At 54.9% G+C, this 1,616-nt stretch carries 1 protein-coding gene; it reads left to right on the top strand.

Features of this window, described 5'->3' with window-relative positions:
* The first annotated feature begins 1,253 nt into the window (after nucleotides 1–1,253).
* The gene (locus QZ269_RS13040; RefSeq protein WP_291427128.1) at nucleotides 1,254–1,613 is read left to right on the top strand and encodes a hypothetical protein; all 360 of its coding nucleotides are present in this window, start codon (nucleotides 1,254–1,256) and stop codon (nucleotides 1,611–1,613) included.
* Nucleotides 1,614–1,616: the final 3 nt, after the last annotated feature.

The raw sequence follows: 1,616 nt of genomic DNA, 5'->3' as shown, positions 1-1,616 counted from the left end.
TTGGGACAGATCTTTTGCGTAATGTCCCTACTCTACCCCTTTCCGCTTCGCAAGTCCCCCTGCTGAGCAGTTACAAACTCTATATGGTGATCGCGTCCTGCGCACTGGTGTCAATGGGTGTTGCCGCACCCTCGACACACCGCTCTAGTCGTGTGCCTCTAATCGGGCTGGCACGACTGGGTAGAGCGCTACGGGGGTAACGCCCCGTTTCGACTCAATGCTCTTGGGGCTTTGGCCCGCGCATCATGACAACGTAGACAATGATGGGCGACGCGGAAACGATTCCGGCTCTGGGGATATCTGCTTTTAGGCAGACTGAAACAGGCCGGAGAGTCTCTATCGAAGAGGGTGTAACTCCCTCCGTCGGCTGGCTTGCCCTCTACGGGAGTAAGGGTCAGACGATTGCCACACCGTATCTGTTAATGCGCGAAACCATGCTCATTGGGCGTGGGGGAACGCTAGGTGTTGACCGGAGACGGCTCAGCACGGCACCACTGGGGGTAACCTGGGTGGGTCACTGAATAGCTCAAACGGTAAATGTAGGCCATGACGCGAAAGTGCGTGGTCGCGAGTGGAAAGTGATGCTGTTGGTACTCTGGCAATTGAGTACTTGAACCGAAGTCGGAAGCGTGCTGAGGGTAAGGGAGGTTTTGGCAACATTTACCCCCCGAAAGCCACTTAAAAAATGGTGAACAGATTGCACCGTACAGGTGTGGTGACTGGTCAGCAGACGTGAGACGGCAGCTAAACAATGGTAGATGCGAGACTAACGCGGGAAGCTGGGGGAGCAGAGAGCGGCGGCAACCGTCTCGGCACGCGCAACCCAGTGGGAGAGTTCGCAAGTAGGCAACAACAACCTTCAGTCTCGACTCGGTCGAAGGGGCTTGAAGGAGCGCTAGTTAAACTGGCAAAGCCGAAAGCGGACAGCGGTGATTGATTGGGATGACATCCCGCCAGTTGTGCAGGACGCACTAACGACCACCAAGCTGTACAGATCTAATCCAAGATCTACAACCCGGCCCTAACCGGCCAATTTTGCCGAAAGGCGCGATGGGAATCGCTTATGCCTCCGGGACTTAGTACTCCGTTGGCGATTGGCTTTACGCCACTTTTTAACAAGATCGTCTGGGCAACCAGACCTAGGCTTTATGCCCACCCTACCGCTCGACCAGGAGAGCGTTAAATCTGCTGGAATTTCTAACTTCAGTCATGGTGAAAACTGTGGCTGAAGTTGGCTTTTTTGGGGGGCGAACATGAAGCAAGAAGAGTACCCATATCCCGTGCCAATCGAAGGTCTGACGCTCAATCAGGTGGCCAAGCAACTTGGAATAACCAGAGATGAAGTCAACAGCATGGTTGGCGTGGTCGAGCGCATTGCTGGGCGAAAACTGCCGACTCGGCAGGATACTCAGGGCAATGAGCAGCGCTATGTCGCGCAGGAGCAACTGCTTCCGCATTTTGAGCTGGCGGCCCTGCTCATGAAGACAGACAACCTGCCGCCTACTCAGGCTATGGAAGCGGCGTTAGGCGTGAATATGCCTAAGAGGCTGTCTGAGGCCCTAACCATGGGAAATGTTTTAGGCTTTAACGGTGGAACGCGCAGCTTACCCTAGCGA

This window comes from Deinococcus sp., from assembly GCF_018260405.1.
Classification (GTDB): domain Bacteria; phylum Deinococcota; class Deinococci; order Deinococcales; family Deinococcaceae; genus Deinococcus.
The sequence above is the reverse complement of the archived record's forward strand: the minus strand, read 5'-3'. Positions and strand labels throughout refer to the sequence as shown.